The 16,869-nt window shown below is 57.3% G+C and carries 26 protein-coding genes; 17 read left to right on the top strand and 9 right to left on the bottom strand.

Features of this window, described 5'->3' with window-relative positions:
• Positions 1-162 precede the first annotated feature (162 nt).
• Together fdxA and mutS are read right to left on the bottom strand one after the other, a co-directional pair.
• On the bottom strand, positions 163-486 hold the full coding sequence (gene fdxA / locus BT125_RS23305; RefSeq protein ID WP_030139464.1) for a ferredoxin FdxA: 324 nt from the start codon (positions 484-486) through the stop codon (positions 163-165).
• Between the two features lie 142 nt (positions 487-628).
• Positions 629-3,196: a DNA mismatch repair protein MutS gene (mutS, locus tag BT125_RS23300; RefSeq protein ID WP_170866866.1), complete on the bottom strand. Its 2,568-nt coding sequence runs from the start codon at positions 3,194-3,196 to the stop codon at positions 629-631.
• A 228-nt stretch (positions 3,197-3,424) separates the two neighbouring features.
• Between mutS and BT125_RS23295 the strand changes: the two genes are divergently transcribed.
• Genes BT125_RS23295 through BT125_RS29135 form a run of 3 tightly spaced genes read left to right on the top strand, consistent with a single transcriptional unit; the run spans position 3,425 to position 5,421 of the window.
• Entirely contained in the window at positions 3,425-4,171 is a 747-nt protein-coding gene (locus tag BT125_RS23295; protein ID WP_072410803.1) for a hypothetical protein, read from the top strand.
• Positions 4,158-4,718 carry a hypothetical protein gene (locus tag BT125_RS29140; protein ID WP_139271786.1) on the top strand — a complete coding sequence of 187 codons (561 nt, stop codon included), beginning with the start codon at positions 4,158-4,160 and terminating at the stop codon, positions 4,716-4,718. Before BT125_RS23295 ends, BT125_RS29140 begins: the two co-directional genes overlap by 14 nt.
• Before the next feature lie 31 nt (positions 4,719-4,749).
• Positions 4,750-5,421 carry a hypothetical protein gene (locus BT125_RS29135; RefSeq protein ID WP_139271785.1) on the top strand — a complete coding sequence of 224 codons (672 nt, stop codon included), beginning with the start codon at positions 4,750-4,752 and terminating at the stop codon, positions 5,419-5,421.
• A 4-nt stretch (positions 5,422-5,425) separates the two neighbouring features.
• On the opposite strand, the gene BT125_RS23290 is transcribed toward BT125_RS29135, so the two are convergent.
• The 7 genes from BT125_RS23290 to BT125_RS23260 form a co-directional block, all read right to left on the bottom strand.
• Positions 5,426-6,415 (bottom strand): tyrosine-type recombinase/integrase, encoded by a 990-nt coding sequence (locus BT125_RS23290; RefSeq protein WP_072410801.1) that lies wholly within the window; start codon positions 6,413-6,415, stop codon positions 5,426-5,428.
• 11 nt (positions 6,416-6,426) lie between these two features.
• Complete coding sequence (locus tag BT125_RS23285) at positions 6,427-6,621, bottom strand: DUF4224 domain-containing protein (RefSeq protein ID WP_010564156.1); 195 nt, start codon at positions 6,619-6,621, stop codon at positions 6,427-6,429.
• 63 nt (positions 6,622-6,684) lie between these two features.
• Positions 6,685-6,882: a hypothetical protein gene (locus BT125_RS23280; RefSeq protein ID WP_072410799.1), complete on the bottom strand. Its 198-nt coding sequence runs from the start codon at positions 6,880-6,882 to the stop codon at positions 6,685-6,687.
• Positions 6,879-7,172, bottom strand: coding sequence for a CopG family ribbon-helix-helix protein (locus BT125_RS29770; protein ID WP_072410797.1), 294 nt, complete (start codon positions 7,170-7,172; stop codon positions 6,879-6,881). Before BT125_RS29770 ends, BT125_RS23280 begins: the two co-directional genes overlap by 4 nt.
• Positions 7,169-7,411, bottom strand: coding sequence for a hypothetical protein (locus tag BT125_RS23270; RefSeq protein WP_072410795.1), 243 nt, complete (start codon positions 7,409-7,411; stop codon positions 7,169-7,171). The genes BT125_RS29770 and BT125_RS23270 overlap by 4 nt, the downstream gene beginning before the upstream one ends.
• 62 nt (positions 7,412-7,473) lie before the next feature.
• Positions 7,474-7,860, bottom strand: coding sequence for a response regulator transcription factor (locus BT125_RS23265; RefSeq protein ID WP_072410793.1), 387 nt, complete (start codon positions 7,858-7,860; stop codon positions 7,474-7,476).
• Between the two features lie 132 nt (positions 7,861-7,992).
• Entirely contained in the window at positions 7,993-8,742 is a 750-nt protein-coding gene (locus BT125_RS23260) for an XRE family transcriptional regulator (protein ID WP_072410791.1), read from the bottom strand.
• 99 nt (positions 8,743-8,841) lie between these two features.
• On the opposite strand from BT125_RS23260, the gene BT125_RS23255 reads away from it, so the two are divergent.
• The 14 genes from BT125_RS23255 to BT125_RS23190 all read left to right on the top strand — a co-directional run bounded on the left by BT125_RS23255 (position 8,842) and on the right by BT125_RS23190 (position 16,789).
• Positions 8,842-9,177 (top strand): transcriptional regulator, encoded by a 336-nt coding sequence (locus BT125_RS23255; RefSeq protein ID WP_072410789.1) that lies wholly within the window; start codon positions 8,842-8,844, stop codon positions 9,175-9,177.
• The gene (locus BT125_RS23250) at positions 9,174-9,368 is read left to right on the top strand and encodes a Cro/CI family transcriptional regulator (RefSeq protein ID WP_072410787.1); all 195 of its coding nucleotides are present in this window, start codon (positions 9,174-9,176) and stop codon (positions 9,366-9,368) included. Before BT125_RS23255 ends, BT125_RS23250 begins: the two co-directional genes overlap by 4 nt.
• 276 nt (positions 9,369-9,644) lie before the next feature.
• Positions 9,645-9,977 (top strand): hypothetical protein, encoded by a 333-nt coding sequence (locus BT125_RS23245; protein WP_072410785.1) that lies wholly within the window; start codon positions 9,645-9,647, stop codon positions 9,975-9,977.
• Complete coding sequence (locus BT125_RS23240) at positions 9,974-10,312, top strand: hypothetical protein (RefSeq protein WP_072410783.1); 339 nt, start codon at positions 9,974-9,976, stop codon at positions 10,310-10,312. Before BT125_RS23245 ends, BT125_RS23240 begins: the two co-directional genes overlap by 4 nt.
• Positions 10,309-10,788 (top strand): Cro/CI family transcriptional regulator, encoded by a 480-nt coding sequence (locus BT125_RS29765; RefSeq protein ID WP_256573823.1) that lies wholly within the window; start codon positions 10,309-10,311, stop codon positions 10,786-10,788. The genes BT125_RS23240 and BT125_RS29765 overlap by 4 nt, the downstream gene beginning before the upstream one ends.
• Positions 10,785-11,555, top strand: a complete 771-nt coding sequence (locus tag BT125_RS23230; protein WP_072410782.1) for a BRO-N domain-containing protein — start codon at positions 10,785-10,787, stop codon at positions 11,553-11,555. The genes BT125_RS29765 and BT125_RS23230 overlap by 4 nt, the downstream gene beginning before the upstream one ends.
• Positions 11,552-12,145: a hypothetical protein gene (locus BT125_RS23225; protein WP_072410780.1), complete on the top strand. Its 594-nt coding sequence runs from the start codon at positions 11,552-11,554 to the stop codon at positions 12,143-12,145. The genes BT125_RS23230 and BT125_RS23225 overlap by 4 nt, the downstream gene beginning before the upstream one ends.
• Positions 12,142-12,378 (top strand): hypothetical protein, encoded by a 237-nt coding sequence (locus BT125_RS23220; protein WP_072410778.1) that lies wholly within the window; start codon positions 12,142-12,144, stop codon positions 12,376-12,378. The genes BT125_RS23225 and BT125_RS23220 overlap by 4 nt, the downstream gene beginning before the upstream one ends.
• On the top strand, positions 12,375-13,178 hold the full coding sequence (locus BT125_RS23215) for a helix-turn-helix domain-containing protein (RefSeq protein ID WP_072410776.1): 804 nt from the start codon (positions 12,375-12,377) through the stop codon (positions 13,176-13,178). The genes BT125_RS23220 and BT125_RS23215 overlap by 4 nt, the downstream gene beginning before the upstream one ends.
• Entirely contained in the window at positions 13,162-13,992 is an 831-nt protein-coding gene (locus BT125_RS23210; RefSeq protein WP_072410774.1) for an ATP-binding protein, read from the top strand. The genes BT125_RS23215 and BT125_RS23210 overlap by 17 nt, the downstream gene beginning before the upstream one ends.
• On the top strand, positions 13,989-15,371 hold the full coding sequence (locus BT125_RS23205; protein ID WP_072410772.1) for a replicative DNA helicase: 1,383 nt from the start codon (positions 13,989-13,991) through the stop codon (positions 15,369-15,371). The genes BT125_RS23210 and BT125_RS23205 overlap by 4 nt, the downstream gene beginning before the upstream one ends.
• Positions 15,358-15,948: a hypothetical protein gene (locus tag BT125_RS23200; protein ID WP_072410770.1), complete on the top strand. Its 591-nt coding sequence runs from the start codon at positions 15,358-15,360 to the stop codon at positions 15,946-15,948. Before BT125_RS23205 ends, BT125_RS23200 begins: the two co-directional genes overlap by 14 nt.
• Positions 15,945-16,244 carry a hypothetical protein gene (locus BT125_RS23195; RefSeq protein WP_072410768.1) on the top strand — a complete coding sequence of 100 codons (300 nt, stop codon included), beginning with the start codon at positions 15,945-15,947 and terminating at the stop codon, positions 16,242-16,244. The genes BT125_RS23200 and BT125_RS23195 overlap by 4 nt, the downstream gene beginning before the upstream one ends.
• The gene (locus BT125_RS23190) at positions 16,244-16,789 is read left to right on the top strand and encodes a hypothetical protein (RefSeq protein WP_072410766.1); all 546 of its coding nucleotides are present in this window, start codon (positions 16,244-16,246) and stop codon (positions 16,787-16,789) included. Before BT125_RS23195 ends, BT125_RS23190 begins: the two co-directional genes overlap by 1 nt.
• The last annotated feature ends 80 nt before the right edge of the window (positions 16,790-16,869 follow it).

The following is a 16,869-nucleotide window of genomic DNA, read 5'->3' as shown; positions in this document are numbered from 1 at the left end:
GAGCGTCCGCACCTGTCTTTGAAATACAAAACGCCCGATGCGGTGCATCGGGCGTTAGGGTGAAACAGGTGTAAACCTATTTCAGGACTAGACACTGCGATTTCTTGAATTCCGGAAAAGCAAAAAGGCCCGCAAGGGGCCTTTTCAGCGAACGATGGGTAATCAGCGTTCCAGGTCTGCGATCTTGCCAGTCTTGCCATCCCACTCTTCGGCGTCCGGCAGAGCATCTTTCTTCTCGGTGATGTTCGGCCAGATGTCCGCCAGTTCGGCGTTCAGCTCGATGAAGTTCTCCATGCCGGCCGGCACTTCGTCTTCCGAAAAGATGGCGTTCGCCGGGCATTCCGGCTCACACAGGGCGCAGTCGATGCACTCATCCGGGTGAATGACCAGGAAGTTCGGGCCTTCGTAGAAGCAGTCCACCGGACAGACTTCTACACAATCGGTGTACTTGCACTTGATGCAGTTGTCGGTGACGACGAAGGTCATTTCTAATTCTCTCCTCAGGCGGCGGCAGCGGAACCCCCTTTACGTGGGCTCGCCAGGTTCGGGAGCGATAGTCTGCAGACCAGGCTAATTGCCTGCAGCATCCCAAACCGCGCGAGATTCTAACAGCTTGAAAGCCTGTGCGTTAGATCCGTGTCTTCAATGTATAGAGTAAATCCAGCGCCCGGCGTGGGGTCAGGTCGTCCAGATCGAGTTTGGCCAGCTCGTCGAGCACCGGATGTGGCAGGCTGGCGAACAGGTCGCTTTGCTGCGGTGCGGCCGGTTTGCCCTTGGTCGGGCGTGGCACTTCGTGAGGCAGGCTGGTGGTTTCCAGGCGGCTCAGGTGCTCGCGGGCACGGCTGATCACTTCGCTCGGTACGCCGGCCAATTGCGCCACTGCCAGGCCGTAGCTCTGGCTGGCTGGACCGGGCAGCACATGGTGCAGGAACACGATACGCTCGTTGTGCTCGGTGGCGTTGAGGTGCACGTTGGCCACCAGCGGCTGGCTTTCCGGCAATACGGTGAGTTCGAAGTAGTGAGTGGCAAACAACGTGTAGGCCCGCAGGTGGGCGAGACGTTCGGCCGCCGCCCAGGCCAGGGACAAGCCGTCGAACGTACTGGTGCCGCGTCCGACTTCGTCCATCAGCACCAGGCTGCGTTCGGTGGCGTTGTGCAGGATGTTCGCGGTTTCGCTCATTTCCACCATGAAGGTCGAACGCCCACCGGCCAGGTCATCGCTGGAGCCGATCCGGGTGAAGATCCGGTCCACCAGGGACAGTTCGCAACTGGCCGCCGGGACGAAACTGCCGATGTGGGCCAACAGCACGATCAGTGCGGTCTGGCGCATGTAGGTGGATTTACCGCCCATGTTCGGACCGGTGATCACCAGCATGCGGGTGTTGTCGTCCAGGCTCAGGTCGTTGGCCACGAACGGCGTGGTCAGTACCTGCTCGACCACCGGGTGACGGCCCTGGCTGATGCGCATGCACGGTTCGCTGACGAAGCGCGGGCAATTCAGGTCCAGGTTCAGCGCGCGTTCGGCCAGGTTGCTCAGCACGTCCAGTTCCGCCAGGGCTCCGGCGGTGTCCTGCAACGGTGGCAGTTGGCTGATCAGGTCTTCGAGCAGCGCTTCGTAGAGCATCTTTTCCCGGGCCAGGGCACGGCTCTTGGCCGACAGCGCCTTGTCTTCGAACGCCTTGAGTTCCGGGGTGATGAAACGCTCGGCGCCCTTGAGGGTCTGGCGGCGAACATAATCGGCCGGGGCTTGCTCGGCTTGCTTGCTGGGCAGCTCGATGAAGTAGCCGTGGATGCGGTTGTAGCCGACCTTGAGGTTGGCCAGGCCGGTGCGGGCTTTTTCCCGGGCTTCGAGGTCGATCAGGAACTGACCGGCGTTTTCGCTCAGCGCTTGCAACTCGTCGAGTTCAGCGTCGTAGCCGGTTTTCAGCACGCCGCCGTCGCGGATCACCGCCGGTGGGTTGTCGATAATGGCCTTTTCCAGCAGCGCGGCCAGCTCCGGATAAGTGCTGGTGGTGCGCGCCAGTTGTTGCAGGTGCGGCGCTTCGAGGTCGGTCATCGCCACTTGCAGCTCGGGCAAGGCGCCGAGGGCATCGCGCAGGCGCGCCAGGTCACGAGGACGGGCGTTGCGCAGGCCGATACGGGCGAGGATGCGCTCGATGTCACCGATTTCCTTGAGCTGCGGTTGCAACTGCTCGAAGCGATAACGATCCAGCAGGCAGGTAATGGAGGATTGACGCGCCAGCAGCACGGTCAGGTCCCGCAGCGGCCGATTCAACCAGCGCGTCAGCAGGCGGCTGCCCATGGCGGTCTGGCAGCGGTCGACCACCGATTGCAACGTGTTGTCGCGCCCGCCGGCCAGGTTGGTGTCCAGTTCCAGGTTACGGCGGCTCGCGCCGTCCAGCACCACGGTGTCATCCAGGCGTTCGTGACGCAGGCTGCGCAAGTGGGGCAGGGCGGTGCGCTGGGTTTCCTTGGCGTAGGCCAGCAGGCAACCGGCCGCGCCGATGGCCAGGGTCAGGTTCTCGCAGCCGAAGCCCTTGAGGTCCTGGGTGGAGAACTGTTGGCAGAGGCTTTTCAGCGCCGAATCGCGCTCGAAGTCCCACGGCGCCCGACGCCGCACGCCACGGCGTTTTTCTGCCGGCAGGTCTTTGGGCCAGTCATCCGGGATCAACAGCTCCACCGGGTTGACCCGCTCCAGCTCCGCCAGCAGGTTTTCCCAGCCCTTGATTTCCAGCACCGAGAAATTGCCGCTGGTGATATCCAGCACCGCCAGGCCGAACAGGCGTTCATCCCCCAGCACCGCGGCGATCAGGTTGTCCCGGCGTTCATCCAGCAAGGCCTCGTCACTGACCGTACCCGGGGTGATGATCCGCACGACTTGGCGTTCCACGGGGCCCTTGCTGGTGGCCGGGTCGCCGACTTGCTCGCAGATCACCACGGATTCGCCGAGCTTGACCAGCTTCGCCAGGTAACCTTCCGCCGCGTGGTAAGGAATCCCACACATCGGAATCGCCATGCCCGCCGACTGCCCACGCGCCGTCAGGGTGATGTCCAACAACTTGGCGGCCTTCTTCGCATCCTCGTAGAAGATTTCGTAGAAGTCGCCCATGCGGTAGAACATCAGCTGGTCGGGGTGCTGGTTCTTCAGGCGCCAGTATTGCTGCATCATCGGGGTGTGAGCGGAAAGGTCGGTCATTCAATGCCTTACAACAATGTGTCTATTAGACGAGCAAGGATTGTCTAATATTCTGTTTGAACGCGCCACTGTCGACACCTTCACTGGACGTCCTTAGAAGATGAAAATCTCTCAAGCGCAGTGACAGATGCGTCGAATGAGGCTTATATTCGAATTATTTCGCCATGCATCACGCGCCTTTCATCGCTTGGCAGTATTGGCTTACGCCATCATTTACGGAGCTTCTGTATGAGTTTGCCCGAAATCAGGGAGTGGCACGTTGAGACGCTAAGGCTGACGGTTTTCGGTCTTGAGCCCATCAGTGCTGTAGGGCGGGATTGGTGGAAGTCTGTAACTAAACTCGATCCTGAGGCGTCTGTTAATCGCCCAAGCACAGGCGAGTATTCAGAGTCTGGAGAGTTTTTAGGCGGCCAGTTTGAGCTTAAGTCGTCATTTAATAGGGTTGATTGGATCTTGTCGTTCCCTTTCTCCGATATGCCAGGTGTGCCAAAGGCCGAGGGATTGCACGATCTTAGCTCTAAGTGGCTTCTGGTGTTGGGTAATTGGCTAGACAACATCGAGTTTAAAATTGCCAGAGTTGCAGCGGGTGCGGTGTTTATCAAGAAAGTCGGAAGTGTGCATGATGGCAATAAATTAATTAGCGATTACTTGCATTTTGTTAATGTAAAAGATGGCTGTGAGATCGCTGACTTAATGGTGCAAGTGAATAGTCCTGTAAAATTTGATTCCGTAGCAACGCTTGTTCATAATCGAATTGCTAAGATGGGGGTTTTGGAAAGGCAATTGATCACTATAGGTCCAACTGGTTTTCCTACTGCTGTTGCTGACACGGTTCTGCGCTTAGAGTTGGATATGAGTTCTTCAGTAAGTAACGTAGAGCCAATTCAGAAAGGCGATTTAAGAAAGCTATTCGGTGAAATGGTTGCGGCTTATTTATTAATTCTCAAGGAGGGGATGGTTGATGATAAAGTTTAGCGATTATTCAGAGATGTATATGGCTTCTAGTGATTCCAGTACTAGAGAGTGGTTGCGCGCCCCGCGTAGTGATTACTTGACAAAACTTGAAGTGATCTTTCCATCTGCTAGCGGTTGCGACTATATTTCTAATGTTAGTGTGCTTGCGGATGCTGTTACAGAACTTCAAAGGTTAAGCGTGCGGGTTGCGAATAATAACACTATGTTTACGCGGTGGGATAATTGCGAAGATACATTAGCAGATTATTCTTCTGCTAGGGACCTGATCTACCATTGGGAAAAGCATGGAAAAGGAAGGCTTGCATCGGTCTACGCAGTGTATTTTGTTGAAAGTAATTTTTCTAAAATGAACTTGGAGGCAATCAATTCTCTTCTTTCTTCAGCTTCTCCCCATAGGCTTACTACTTGGTCTATGGTCGCGTTGCTAAGAGCTTCTTACTCTGCGAAGCATCTGCTGCCGGCATGGATGGTTTTTTTCAATGCTGTTAAGGAAGAGCTTAAAGATAACGAGCGAGCGCCAAAGTTGTTGGCAGGTCTTGATCAGTAGTTAAGTTTCGTTTTGGATGCTAGGGATTCGCATGAAGATAGAGCTTAAAAGGTACGATCTGGATCTGCCTGATGACGTGAATTTAGCTTTGGTTATTACTGGTCCTGTTGATGAGGGAGGTCAGAGGCATACTGGTTTTGTTGTAAGAGATTTTTTTGGCGATTATTGGATTTTTCATCTTTGCTCAAATAATGTTTATGTAAAAAGCCCTTTAACGTCTCGGTATAATTACCTCTTGATTCCTTCTCTTCAGCCTGAAACTGAGAGTGCCATAATTACTTTTCTTGCTGGTCTTTATGATATGTCCGGGGGGCAGATCCCCTATTCTATCGCATGGGATGACAAGCAGTACTTTGATTTAGATGGAAAGCTTACTGCAATTGAACCGGGTGATGGATTTACCTGTGCTACTTTTGTTTTAGAATCCTTTAAGCGATATGGGATGGATATGGTGGCTCGCGAGACTTGGCCTTTATCTCCTGAAAGTGCGGTGTGGCAAAATGAGATCATTAATAATCCTCTTTTGCAACTGAGTCCCGAGCAGTTTTTAGCTCAGGTCGAAAAGGTCGGTAAATATCCGCGATTTCATCCTGAACATGCACTCGGTGCCGCGCATCACTTTACTAACTTTCGTCTCCCTCACTCTACTGTCTATCCTGCAGGGCAAGAAGTCGTAGCAGAAATGGCCAGACTAAGTGCTTAAAACACTAAGTTTTCGATTTTGGGAAGGACGGCGGCACGCCGATATTTATCTTGCGTAGCCTCAAATAGCGTTGCGTCATCTTAGAGTCGGTGTGACCACCAAGCTTTTGCGCGCTGTTTCCTTGGTCGTCGGTATCGGAAAGGGACTTGGCCCGGAGGTCGTGCAGGCTCGCGTCCTCGACCCCGGCCTTCTTGCAACTGATCGCGAAGGCGTCCTTCACTGAGCTGTAGTGCACCGGCTTGCCGCCGCGCGGGGAGCAGAAGAGGGTAAGCCCTCGGATCTTCCTGGGCAGCGCCTTGACCCTGGCGATCAGATCCTCAAGGTCAGGCGTCATCTGCACCAGCAGCCTGGCGCTGGTCTTCTCCTGCTTGAAGGCGATCCCGTCGGCACTGATGTCCGCCAAGCGGATCGCTAGAACGTCACCAATGCGTTGGCCAGTCAGGTAGCACATCTCGTATATCACCCTCATGTTGTCGCTTGAGTTGGCGCAGATGGCCTGAAACTCGCCATGGGTGATGTACCTGTCGCGCTTATGCTCCAAGTGCCGGCGGACGCCGATGCAAGGGTTCGAGTCGACGATCTGTTTCTCCAGGGCGTAGGTGAACACCGAACGAAGCACTGAGATAACCCGGTTCGACATATTCGGCGTATCGGCCATGTGCATCTTTAGCGCGACGACGTGCCGCTGCAGTACCTCGCGAGGCTCGAAGTCGGCGAAGTTTTCCTTGAGCCGTTCGCACGCCGCCTCGTACTGCTTGAGCGTGTTCGGCTTGAGTGGTGGCTTGGTCCTGGTGCGCATGTGCTCGAGCGCGTCATCGATCAGCTTTGGCATTCCGCCCTGGCTGCCTTTGTCCAGCAACTTGGCGTATTCCGCCAGGGATGCCTGGAAGTCGGTGCCCAGGCGCTTCCACTTGCCCTTGCGGACCAGGTAGTAAGCGCCATGCTTCTGATACATGCACGCCGGCAGATGCCGGTCCTTCTTGCGCGGACGCATCGATCTTCACCTCAACCCAGCCGAAGCTCCGGCCCCTTCCTTGATTGAATACCACCCAGCCGCCCAATGACAACCTGACGCAGCACCTTGGGGTGCCCATCACCGCCCACCGCGAAACCGTACCTCTCCGCGGTCAGCCACTTTATCTGTGCCCCTGGCTTCTTGTAGCCGGTCAGGTCGGCAACTTCCTCTGCTGTCAGAAACATACCTACCTCCGTTCGTGTCGCGACACAATTTCGTTATTCGCGCTTTGTGTCGCGACATTTTCGTCACTCATTGCCGCTCCCCGACTCAGCTACCACGCGCAACTTGAGGTAGATCCCACAGGCCTGGGCCAAACGCATCAGCTCACTGACGGTGGTGCTGGGCTCTTGCATGGCCTGGCCGAAGCGAACAAGGCGAGAGCCGAGCTGGCTGAACTCGTTCTCGAGAGGAATCTGGCTGCCGCCGGGCGATGTAGCTGTCATGTCTGCTCGCTCCCACAGGCAAAGCCTTGCTGGGCTTTGATTTCGGCAACTTCTTGCCTTTGTTCGCTCCCACAGATTACGGACTGTCGCTTGCTCATGGAGGCATCGCGCAGGGCGTCCAGCAACAGCTCTTGGCGTCGATTGAAGTCGAGGTGGTTTCGGATCGCCTGGACAATCACGCTGTTCATGCTTCGGTCTTCGAATGCCGCCAGCGCTTCAACATCGGATCGCATGTCGTCCGGTAGGCGCACCACGAATTTATCGGCGGTGCGGGAGTCGTATCGCTTCATGATTGCTTCTCCGTGCTCTTGGTTGGATGCCATTTGTTGATGACGTAAACGACGATGCAGGCTGTGCAGATGAGCCACAGGACAGAGCCTGCAAACCCAACGAGAACAGTGCCGGTATGGACGCTGCTCATCATTTCCCGGGCCGCGAAGCCAAACCAGGCGACCGTGAGTGCGGCGTAGACGAACACGAAAATCAGCACCTCAAACAGGCGCATTGCCGATAAGCGTTTCTGTTTCATCACTTTCTCCAGGCCGAGCGAATCCCGGCCGCGTTGTTGGCTTTCGCAAAAGTCAGGGGTGGTTAAGCGGTGAGGGCGACCTCGATGCGGCGGACGGCTACTCGGGTTTCAACTCGTCTCTCGCCAGAACCTCGGCGAACGCGAAGCACTGGGTCTTCCGCCATGGATGCGTGCATTGCCAGAATCAAAGCTAGTGCTGCTGCTGGCGAGATCAGTCCGCGCTTGAAGGCTTCAGCAACCAAAGCACCTCGGCGGTTGACCTGAAGTTTGAACATCGCCGCAGCAAGCCTTTTTTTTACGCTATCAGCAGCGATTCCAAGGTCCCGACCAAGCTCTTTGCTGCTTTTCCCCTCTGCAACACCTAGGACGCATTCCAGCTCACGTAATGCCAGGCCGCGACCAAGGTAGCCAGTCCAATTACCGATGGTAAGGGTGGTTGCTACGTTCATGCGGGTAGAGCTCCATGCGAGGTACGATGGAGCTAAGAGTACCAAATGGTAAATTTTGGTCAATGTTTAAAGGTAAATATTTTTGGCAATAAAAAACCCGCCTGCTGCGGGTTTTTGTTTTTTAAGACGATCCTAGGGCTGAGAGCCGCTCCAAACATACGCCACCCTACCTAGGATTTTTAGATGGTGAACCATGTCCGAGGGGACCATGACCTCTTTAAATTTGGGGTTGTCTGAGATGATTCGCACACCGTCAACCTCTGCCTGAACCCGCTTTACAGAGAGCTGACCTCCGATATAGAGCATGTACACGGCATCATATGTGATTGAAGTAGATGCCGTATCCACAATCAACAGGTCTCCATTTTTGATGGATGGGGCCATGGAGTCACCCATTCCCATTGCGAGCCTAAGCAGGGAAACATCATTCAATCCGAGCGTTCGCTGAATCCAACTCTTATCGAGGGTAATCGACGTAACCGCGCTATCAATTTCCTGTGGGGCTTCATCCGACGCCGGTGCAGAAACCTTGAGCAGCGGGATGGCTACCTTGTCGTTGAATATTGCGACTTGGTGGGAAAACATTTGAGGCAGCTTCGAGCTATCAATGCCGGGTGGATTCGTCTGCGGGTCATAAAAGCCAGCTTCTTCCACGTTCGACAGCGGCTGATCCAAGAATCCGGCGGGAAGGCCGCACAAGCTCTCAATCTCCCGCGCAAGGGCTTCGCCGATATTGCGGGAGTGCTCAGGCTTGTCCGAAAAAATCCGGGCGACATACGACGGTGACCTGCCGATCGCATCAGCCAGCGCAGACTGTTTTGAACGGAATCGGGTCAGTAACAGCTTTCGCAGCCTGAATCGTCGTATATCTTTGATATCCATGACCAAACTTTACCTTTTATTTCCCATAAGGGAAATTACCTTGTAATGGTACATTTCTTGGGTAAGCTAGGCATCAAATGCACCATTAGGTAAATAACGATGAACCTGGCAAATTATGTAGAGCAACTGCCACGAGGCGGCAAGAAGCTCTTCGCGATCCAGCTTGGCGTCACCGCGTCCTATCTTTCTCGGCTGATTTCAGGTGACCGGGCAATCACCGCTGAAAGAGCAATTCAAATCGAAGATGCAACGGGTGGCGTGATCAGTCGCGTGGATCTTCGCCCTGATATCCAGTGGGGGAAACCTAAGCGCCCGAAGATGGCCAGCCCACGCCATGCAGCAATCTTGAATCAAACGATACGTCAATCCACCTCTGTAGGTCAGTCCTCTGACGGTGCTGTTAATTCATCCAGTATCCAGCAGGCCACCCAATGACTCCCGTATTGAGCGGCATTCCACTCGAAGAATTCATTGAGCGCAACGGTAGGAAGCAGGCGGCTAGAGAACTGGATTGCACCGGACCTGCTTTGTCGAAAGCGATCGCAGCAGGTAGGACCATTTTTGTGGAGCTAGCGGCAGACGGCACGGCATCGGCAAAAGAAATCAGCAAATTCCCAGGACGCTAACGAGTTGTGTTCGTTCGATGTGCAGGCCTGGTTGTGGTTTTGAGGGATACCTAAAGTATCCTATGCGAACTGGATAAAACCCCAGTAGAAGGACATCAAGAATGAAACACGCAGGCGCACCAATTCAAAAAACCACAGGACCGCCCTGACCGCGCGCCTGCTTCAAATTCTGACTTTCTGAATCCCAGAAAGCAGAAAACCCGCCTGCAAGCGGGTTCTCAATCGGCACTTGTTGACGCAAGCGCTTAGGTACTTCTTCGTCTCGAGGACGATTTCATGCACCCAAAAAATAGCACCAACCCACTTGCATCGCAAGCATTGCTGACAGCCTTGACCGGCTTTTGTAATACGCCAATTGACAATCGCGGCATTCAGTTGCTCAACGTTGCGGCCGGTCTCAATGCAGAGGATGCAATCCAAACCGCAAAAGTCCTGTCGTCTGGGCTTGGACAGATCTGCCGTCATATGCACGACAGCCTGAACATGGGCGAGATTACTTATTGCGACGGCATGGCAGCGCTGGGTTTCCTGGCTGAAACCGTCAGTGCGCTGGTCTGGTCGGTTCAGAAGGGCGCGGACGCTTCGCTGGAAGTGGGAGGTGAGCAATGAACGGCCCCCGCTGGAACGATTTGCTCGTCGACGTGGAACGTGAGTTTCCCTCCCAGTCCACAAAAGGTGCGCACCTGACCCATGCCCAGGTCGAGCGCCTGAAGGCGGTAGAAAACGCCAACGAGAATTTCCAGATATCTACGTTGACTGGCGTCGCGGCCATCGGCGAACTCATCGCTCATGCTGCCAACCACAACGAGCTCCACGACGAACTCGCGATGAGTGCTGGCTGGCTCATCAACTCCCTTGCTTTGCTGTCCATGTCGATGGCTGACGCCGGGGCGGCCGCCGCATACAAGCTGCAGAACATCCCCCACCAGGGAGCTGCCAAATGAACGGGCCATTACCAACCATGCAAGAGGCTGCTCAAGAAGCGGAGTTTCAGCTGCTTGCAGCCAAAGATGTGCTCGAGTGGCAGCACGCCTTGATCAAGGCTATCCACCTTGATCACCTGCACGACGGCGGAAAAGGGATTGGCGCCTTGTTTGAGGTGGCGAAGTACTTCAACGACACTGGCTTCGGCGGGGTTTATAGCGCTATCGACCAGTTCAAGGAGCTCGGCGAATCCACGCCGCAAAATGCAGGGATGTCAGATCGTGGCGCTCACGGAATAGGCACCAGCGTTTCGCTAGCTGAGTTTGCGGAACGTCGGCAAACTGCTGCCGCTGATCAGCTAGGCATCACTCAACAAGCGCTGAATACCGCCCTTAAGTTAAAGAGGCAGATTCAGGTTCTGGAAATGCCGGACGGAAGCGTTACGGCTATCGAGACAAAGGCTTTCCCTGCGCCAAATCGGAGGGGTCGCCAATGAACATTGCCCCGTTCAATTTCAAGGGCACCAACGTGCGGGTCATAACCGAAGACGACGGCACGCCGTGGTTCGTCGGCAAAGACGTGTGTGACTTGCTTGGTTATGCAAATCAGAGCGATGCCATGGGGCGCCATTGCCGTGGGGTCGTGAAACGCTACCCCATCCTCGACAGCCTTGGGCGCACCCAGGAGGCTCGCGTGCTTTCTGAGGGTGACACTCTTCGCCTGATAGTCAACAGCGCCATGCCAGCCGCGCAGGAGTTCGAGGCTTGGGTGTTCGACGACGTGCTGCCAACGATCCGCAAGACCGGCAGCTACCAGCGCCCTATGACGCCTGGCGAGCAGTTGCTGGCCCAGGCTCAAGCGGTAATCAACGTCGAACGTCAGCAGGCCGAGCAGCAGGTGGCGCTGGAGCGGATCGAAACCCGGGTGGCTAACGTTGAGCAGGTACGCTACCTGGACTCGAGACCAGCCGGCTTCGAATCCATGACCTCAATCCGTGAGCGCATCAACCTACGTTTGGGGCTTCCCCAATGGGTCATCAATGCTGTCATGCGCGACATCCCGGGCGCGCCCTTGCCATTCGCCATGGTGCGCAGCAAGCACGCCGATGACGGCGCCCAGCCATACGCGATCTGGCCCAAGGCGGACATCACCCGCCGCTTTGATCGGTTCGCCGCCGAGTGCACCTTCGTCACGCCCGAGCGCGCGACCCATCCCGATATTCAGCAAGGCCGCTTCAAGCTGTGCCAGAGGAATCCCGCATGAAAAACGTACTGAATTTCCCCCAGCCGGCGCAGATCGTGGAGCACATCGATGAGGCCAACTTCGAGAAATATCCAGATGCTGCCCTGCTGCTGAAGTGCTTCGAGGTCGTCAAGGACGCCTTGGACGTGATCGATGAGCCTGAGTACTCAATCGAGAAAGAGGATGACACGCACATTGACCTGTATCGCGCCTACTACGCACTCAAGGTGCTGTTCAGGCGCAAGACCGGTCACGATGCGAGGCAAGTTGCCGAGGATCACCAGGAGGCAATGACCCGCCACCTGCTGGGGGGCGAGCCGCGCCCCGAGTGCAAGATTCCGGTCCTCATGTACCCGGCCGAGTGTCTGCCGGACGAGGCATTCCACGGCTTGACCGACCAGCAATTGGCTTGCGCGGCGTTCAACTACAGCGACCGCGTTCGACTCCTGGTCATGGATCACTCTCCGACGGGGCTGGCGCTCGACGAAGCGCGGACTTTTTCCATTGATGCGACTACTGCGCTCCGCCTGCTGGTGCTGCGCCTGTCTGGTGGCTCGGTGGAAGCCATGGGCGCCGGGTTGTGCCGCAAGCCAGGGGAGACGCTGCAATGACCAGTCCTTTCGAATCAGCAGTCGAGCTTCCGGTAGTTACGTTCAACACCTCCGAAGTGATCGCCGGCCCCTGGCCTAGCTATTCCAACTGCCGTCATCTGCCTGAGCGCGATCGGTGGGAGATCTACAGCATGGCGAAGGCTTCCCGAGCTGCGCTGGAGGACCGTGGCGTTGCCATGGCCGAGGCCTATGACGACTTCGTTCGCCGGGTAACGCGGGAGCTGGACATATGAGTGTTCAAGCTATGTCCTGGGCGCTTACCCAGCAGGTTGTCACTGACTCGCACACACGGCATGTGCTGTTGTGCCTGGCCAACTATGCCGACCAGTCCGGTCGTGCTGCATTCCCTGCCGTTTCCAGCCTTGCGCTTGATACCGGCCTGGCACCCCGCACCGTTCAATATCGGCTCCGTGAGTTGGAGTCGATTGGGTTGATAAAGCGCGGAAATCAGGCGGTTGCCGCCGCCTATATCACGCAACGGGATCGTGTTCCGGTCTGCTACGACCTCGACCTTTCACGGGGTGCACAGGATGCACCCCGCTCCGAACGGGGTGCACCTGAAGACGCAACGGGGTGCACGCCAGAACAGAACGGGGTGCACGCCACGACCGAACGGGGTGCACCGGGTGCACCCAATCCATCCCTTAACCACCCATTAACCATCCTTAACCAAAAAGAAGGCGCCAAGGCACCTCAGAAGGTCGGAAAGGGGAAGGCTCAAAAGTTCGATCCCCTCACAGCCAAACCAGCCAACGCATCCGTCAATGCTTGGGCAGACTTCTGTGAAATGCGAAAGGCAAAGCGGGCACCGTTGACCCTGAGAGCCTGTGAGCTGATCGCCAAGAAGCTGGCCAACCATCCAGACCCCGACGCCGTCCTGGATAAGTCCACCACCAGCAGCTGGTCGGACATTTATCCCGACTCGGTGCTGCCGGGTGCTGGCGCCAAGAACGGTAAAGCGCAGGCCTACACGAACCTGCCCGAACACACCGACGACATGTACCAAGGAGGCGGCAATGGCCCAGCGTTCTAATTTCCGTCGCCAACCTGACCAGCGCACCTTCACCGGTGAGTGCCCCGTCCACGGCGAGGTTGATCGTTCGGAGGTTGAGCAGTTCGACGGCTCGATGGCTGTACGCCCTTGCAAGCAATGCCAGTACCACGGCCTGCGCGTTGCGCCTCAGGGCAGCGACGAGCATTCACAGGCGCTGGCGAACCTACGGGCCGAAAGCGTCAACAGCGCGCTTGTGGGCTCTGGCATCACGCCTCGGTTTGCCGAGAGCACTCTCACCACCTACCGTGCCACCACGCCGGCTATGGACCAGGCACTGGAAACATGCCAGGGCTACGCCGACAACTTCGGGGAGCACTTCCAGGCCGGTCGAAACCTGCTGCTATGTGGCAACGTCGGCAACGGCAAGACTCACTTGGCCAGCGGCATCGTCCAGCACGTCATTCGCCAACACCTGGCCGTGGCGGTGATCACTACCGCCGCCGAGATCATCCGCGTGTTCAAGCGATCAATGGTCAGGGACGCCGGGTACACCGAGGGCGACGTGATCAATGAACTGGCGAGTTTCGACTTGTTGGTGATCGACGAGGTCGGCGCCCAGGCAGGCACCCAGTACGAACTGGGCGTCCTGCATGAGGTGTTTGATCGCCGGTATAACCTGGTGCGTCCGACGGTGGTGGTCTCCAACCTCCCTGCCAGATCGAAGCAGGACGCAGCGGGGAACGCCACACCAAGTCTTGAGCAATACATCGGCGCCCGTGCCCTGGATCGGCTGCGGGAAAACGGTGCTCTCCTGGTCGGCTTCACCTGGGCCTCGGCAAGGGGGCGCGCATGAACGACTATCGCGAGCTTTACAGCGACGAGGCAGAACACGCTCTTCTCGGTGCCCTGATGTTGGATGGCGATCTGTTCGATCCGATCACCGCCAGCGTCACGGTTGCTGACTTCCATGATCCGGAAAACGCAGCGCTGTTCCAGGTGATGGTAGATCTGCACGCGACTGGGGCGCCTGTGGACCCGGTCACGCTTCACGATTACAAGCCATATCTACCCAGTGGCGGGTCAACCATTGCCTATGCGGGTGAGTTGGCGAAGAACACGCCAAGCACAGCGAACTGGCGTGCATACGCGAGAACCGTGGCTGAGCGGGCGGTGCTGCGCCGGCTGGTTGAGGCCGCTGATGCTGTGCGCGAATCGGCCAGCGAAAACAAGCCGGTGGCAGAGATCATTGCCAGTGCCCAGCAAGCCATGGCTGACCTACGCGATCTCGACACCGGCGAGCCGGATTACAAGCGCATGGATGAGGTGGTGGCCAGAAACGTCGACATCATCGACTCCAAGTTCAACAAAACGCTTAAGACTGGACTTTCTACAGGCCTGGCAGACCTGGACAAGCTGATTCGCGGGTTGCGCAAGAAGACCGTGACCATCGTTGCAGGCCTCCCGGGCAGCGGCAAAACGACGCTTGGCCTGCAGATCGCCCAACACATCGCCTGCACCGGCCTCGGCGTCGGCATGGTGTTCTCTCTGGAGATGCCCGAGGAGGAGCTTGGCAACCGCGCACTGGCGTCCCTTGGAAGTGTCGACCTGCAGGTGCTGGACAATGGGCAGTTGCAGGACGATGACTGGCCGCGCCTGACTTCGGCAGTCCAAAAAATCTTGGATAAACCGCTCTACGTCTGTGACAAGTCGGGCCTGACGGTGCCGCGCATTCGCAGCATCTGCCGCCAGGTCAAGAGCAAGCACGGGCTTGACGTGGTGGTGATCGACTACATCGGGCTGATCGGGTCGGACGGGAAGGCATTCAACCGCACCGCCGAGCTGGGGAAGATTTCCACTGGCATCGTGAACATTGCCAAGGAGCTTGATGTGCCGGTGATTCTGCTGGCGCAACTGAACCGAGACTCGACAAAACGTCCAGGCAAAAAGCCCATCGCCTCCGACTTGCGGGATTCCGGGCAGATCGAGGCTGACGCTCACTGCATCATTTTGGTTCACCGCGACATGGACAGCGAGGAGGGGCAGAACGGTGCAACTGAGCTGCTTATGCCTAAGTGCAGGCACGCGCCGGTTGGCTCGTGCATGGTCCAGCAGCAAGGAAAGTTCGCCCGCTTCGTCAATTTCGCCGGTCGCGAGCCGAGCAACGAGGAGGTGGAAATGAACCGCCCCCTTGCCGACCGATTCAAGGGGAGGAAAACCCATGAGAAGTTTTAATCTGCTGGCCCGGCTGCTGGGGCGTAGCGCCGCCCCCGCGCCTTTCGTTGCTGGGGAAGCCCTGGCCGCCTTGCAAGGTTCCCTTGATGCCGGCAAGTCCAGCGTTTTGCCAAAAGGAGCCGTCCTTGTTCCGGCGTCCAAGCACCCCGAGGCTGAGCGCATCGCCGAGTCGATTCGAGAGTATCCGGATGATTGGAAGTGGGCGCGGAAGGGGTACGACATCCAGCACGTTCCCAGCGGTTTCCGGCTCTGGGTGGCGAACGATGACTACGGCCTTGCCGAAGTGCACGACAACAACGGCAAGACGGACTTCTCAAAGCCAGAGCAGGCGATTATCTGGCCGGCAGTGGCCGATTGGCTTGGGCACCGCAAGGTTGGTTTCACCGGGCGACTGCCGAAGGCACGGATCACCGGCCGCAGCGGCACCTTCTGGTGCTACGCCAAGGAGCATCCATGGGCCGGGGTAGGCGAATCGCCTGAGGAGGCGTATCGCGCCTGGCGTCATGCCATTTCATCCCAAGCCCGCAGCGACATGAAACCAAACGAATATCTGCAAGTTCGGAGTGCCACCCTATGAGTAACGTCAGAGCGGCGCTGCCGCGCAAAAGCCTGCTGGAACACGAACGCAAATTCTTGAAGATCGCCGGTGCGGCCCTGGCCCAGGAAAAGATCGGCGGCCCGGCGGCATTGTCGGATTTGTTGGACATGGTCGCCAGTTGGCACTCGCTCCGGACTGATATCGAGTTCGGGGATTACTGCAAGCGCTGGGTGCAGGAGAACAACAGCAAGAACCCAGCGGCCGACAAGCTGCTGCGCAACCTGCTGGGGCTGGATGACAACCCGCCGCCGCGTCGCATCCGGAGGGCTGCCTGATGACCGTCTACCGCGATGCTGCGCATTGCATCAGCCGAGTGATGTCTATCGAGATCCACGACGGCACCAAGAAGGCGTCCTGGCAGCGCCATTACAAGGCGAGCTTCGATGATGAGCTTCCCGGGCAATCGCTGAGCGATGACTTGTCCCCGGAGGAAAGGCTGACCCAGGACTCGATGACCCGGGCAACCCTCAAGCGGGCGCTGCCAGAGATTCAGTGGCAGGCCCTGGTGGGCAAGTACTCGATCAATCAGAACGAGGTGAGGGCGGCGGCTGCCTACCTCACGCCGAGGGTGGTCAGTCCGGCGCACCAGTTGTTCAAGACCAAGTGCGTGATGGCATGGATGGTTCCTGAGCGGCGCAATGGGCTTCCCGCCTCGTTCTACGTGCTGCACAGCTGGGATGCTGACGGCACGCCCGACAGGACCTTGCGGCGCTGGCGGTCGATCACCAAGCGGTGGCTGGATGACCAGGTTGCCGCTGCCCACCTGACGGTTGAGGCGCTGCTGGAGGAGTGTGGTCTGCTGCACCAGCAAGCCGCTTGACAGTGGCCGAGTGACCGCGTAGATTTCGAACCTGCGGTTTGGTGCATCACAGGATGACAACCAAGCAAAGAAAAACCCGG

The organism is Pseudomonas sp. NFACC04-2 (genome assembly GCF_900119265.1).
Classification (GTDB): Bacteria; Pseudomonadota; Gammaproteobacteria; order Pseudomonadales; family Pseudomonadaceae; genus Aquipseudomonas; species Aquipseudomonas fluorescens_AA.
This window is presented reverse-complemented; position numbering and strand designations above follow the sequence as displayed.

Excerpts from the sequence above, each read along its gene's own strand:
- fdxA (WP_030139464.1), bottom strand. The coding sequence starts at position 486 with ATGACCTTCGTCGTCACCGACAACTGCATCAAGTGCAAGTACACCGAT.
- mutS (WP_170866866.1), bottom strand. The coding sequence starts at position 3,196 with ATGACCGACCTTTCCGCTCACACCCCGATGATGCAGCAATACTGGCGC.
- BT125_RS23295 (WP_072410803.1), top strand. The coding sequence starts at position 3,425 with ATGAGTTTGCCCGAAATCAGGGAGTGGCACGTTGAGACGCTAAGGCTG.
- BT125_RS29140 (WP_139271786.1), top strand. The coding sequence starts at position 4,158 with ATGATAAAGTTTAGCGATTATTCAGAGATGTATATGGCTTCTAGTGAT.
- BT125_RS29135 (WP_139271785.1), top strand. The coding sequence starts at position 4,750 with ATGAAGATAGAGCTTAAAAGGTACGATCTGGATCTGCCTGATGACGTG.
- BT125_RS23290 (WP_072410801.1), bottom strand. The coding sequence starts at position 6,415 with ATGCGTCCGCGCAAGAAGGACCGGCATCTGCCGGCGTGCATGTATCAG.
- BT125_RS23285 (WP_010564156.1), bottom strand. The coding sequence starts at position 6,621 with ATGTTTCTGACAGCAGAGGAAGTTGCCGACCTGACCGGCTACAAGAAG.
- BT125_RS23280 (WP_072410799.1), bottom strand. The coding sequence starts at position 6,882 with ATGACAGCTACATCGCCCGGCGGCAGCCAGATTCCTCTCGAGAACGAG.
- BT125_RS29770 (WP_072410797.1), bottom strand. The coding sequence starts at position 7,172 with ATGAAGCGATACGACTCCCGCACCGCCGATAAATTCGTGGTGCGCCTA.
- BT125_RS23270 (WP_072410795.1), bottom strand. The coding sequence starts at position 7,411 with ATGAAACAGAAACGCTTATCGGCAATGCGCCTGTTTGAGGTGCTGATT.
- BT125_RS23265 (WP_072410793.1), bottom strand. The coding sequence starts at position 7,860 with ATGAACGTAGCAACCACCCTTACCATCGGTAATTGGACTGGCTACCTT.
- BT125_RS23260 (WP_072410791.1), bottom strand. The coding sequence starts at position 8,742 with ATGGATATCAAAGATATACGACGATTCAGGCTGCGAAAGCTGTTACTG.
- BT125_RS23255 (WP_072410789.1), top strand. The coding sequence starts at position 8,842 with ATGAACCTGGCAAATTATGTAGAGCAACTGCCACGAGGCGGCAAGAAG.
- BT125_RS23250 (WP_072410787.1), top strand. The coding sequence starts at position 9,174 with ATGACTCCCGTATTGAGCGGCATTCCACTCGAAGAATTCATTGAGCGC.
- BT125_RS23245 (WP_072410785.1), top strand. The coding sequence starts at position 9,645 with ATGCACCCAAAAAATAGCACCAACCCACTTGCATCGCAAGCATTGCTG.
- BT125_RS23240 (WP_072410783.1), top strand. The coding sequence starts at position 9,974 with ATGAACGGCCCCCGCTGGAACGATTTGCTCGTCGACGTGGAACGTGAG.
- BT125_RS29765 (WP_256573823.1), top strand. The coding sequence starts at position 10,309 with ATGAACGGGCCATTACCAACCATGCAAGAGGCTGCTCAAGAAGCGGAG.
- BT125_RS23230 (WP_072410782.1), top strand. The coding sequence starts at position 10,785 with ATGAACATTGCCCCGTTCAATTTCAAGGGCACCAACGTGCGGGTCATA.
- BT125_RS23225 (WP_072410780.1), top strand. The coding sequence starts at position 11,552 with ATGAAAAACGTACTGAATTTCCCCCAGCCGGCGCAGATCGTGGAGCAC.
- BT125_RS23220 (WP_072410778.1), top strand. The coding sequence starts at position 12,142 with ATGACCAGTCCTTTCGAATCAGCAGTCGAGCTTCCGGTAGTTACGTTC.
- BT125_RS23215 (WP_072410776.1), top strand. The coding sequence starts at position 12,375 with ATGAGTGTTCAAGCTATGTCCTGGGCGCTTACCCAGCAGGTTGTCACT.
- BT125_RS23210 (WP_072410774.1), top strand. The coding sequence starts at position 13,162 with ATGGCCCAGCGTTCTAATTTCCGTCGCCAACCTGACCAGCGCACCTTC.
- BT125_RS23205 (WP_072410772.1), top strand. The coding sequence starts at position 13,989 with ATGAACGACTATCGCGAGCTTTACAGCGACGAGGCAGAACACGCTCTT.
- BT125_RS23200 (WP_072410770.1), top strand. The coding sequence starts at position 15,358 with ATGAGAAGTTTTAATCTGCTGGCCCGGCTGCTGGGGCGTAGCGCCGCC.
- BT125_RS23195 (WP_072410768.1), top strand. The coding sequence starts at position 15,945 with ATGAGTAACGTCAGAGCGGCGCTGCCGCGCAAAAGCCTGCTGGAACAC.
- BT125_RS23190 (WP_072410766.1), top strand. The coding sequence starts at position 16,244 with ATGACCGTCTACCGCGATGCTGCGCATTGCATCAGCCGAGTGATGTCT.